The sequence below is a fragment of the Hallella bergensis DSM 17361 genome (assembly GCF_000160535.1).
Taxonomy (GTDB): domain Bacteria; phylum Bacteroidota; class Bacteroidia; order Bacteroidales; family Bacteroidaceae; genus Prevotella; species Prevotella bergensis.
In genome coordinates this window covers 1-709 of sequence record NZ_GG704802.1, presented here as the reverse complement: position 1 = coordinate 709, position 709 = coordinate 1, and the positions used below count along the sequence as shown (strand labels likewise).

Annotated in this window: 1 protein-coding gene; it reads left to right on the top strand. The window is 50.8% G+C overall.

The window, feature by feature from the left end; genetic code table 11:
• Positions 1 to 74 precede the first annotated feature (74 nt).
• Positions 75 to 659, top strand: a complete 585-nt coding sequence (locus tag HMPREF0645_RS12875) for a GNAT family N-acetyltransferase (RefSeq protein WP_007175504.1) — start codon at positions 75 to 77, stop codon at positions 657 to 659.
• Positions 660 to 709 lie beyond the last annotated feature (50 nt).

Sequence of the window (709 nt, the reverse complement as noted above, 5' to 3'; positions counted from 1 at the left end):
TCACTGCGCTAGCCAATTGTGAATTGTAAATTGTGAATTGTGAATTGTCCATTATAAATTATAAATTGTAAATTGTGAATTGTGAATTAAAAATCCAAGCCGCCACACGCGGCCAAGCACCGGAAATAGCCTCGCTCATCATGCTGGCTATGAACCACGATTGCTGTCGCAACTTTGCCGCCCCCAACCACACACTCGACGATTTCCACCGCATGATGACTCAGCTGGTGGAAATGGACGAGAGTCTATACAGTTATCGCAACACCCTTGTGGCCATCACGTCCGAGGGCGATTTGGCAGGCATTTGCACGACCTACGACGGCAAGGACTTCCTGCGCCTCAGGACATCGTTTGTGGAGGCTGGCCGCCAGCATTTGGGACGCGACTTTAGCACCATGGCTGAGGAAACGTCGGCCGGAGAACACTACATCGATTCGCTGGCCGTGAAACCGGAATACCAAGGGAAAGGCATTGCCACGGCCTTGCTCCGAGCCGTGATCGAAAGGGTGGGCGGTCTCCAACCCGTGGCACTGCTAGTGGACCAGGGCAATCCCCTGGCCGAAAAACTATACGAACGCATCGGGTTCAAAACCGTAGGTGATACCACATGGGGAGGCCACGCCATGCACCACATGCAATTCACAATTCATAATTCATAATTATAATGGACAATTGATAATGTACAATTCACAATTGGCTAGCGCAGAGA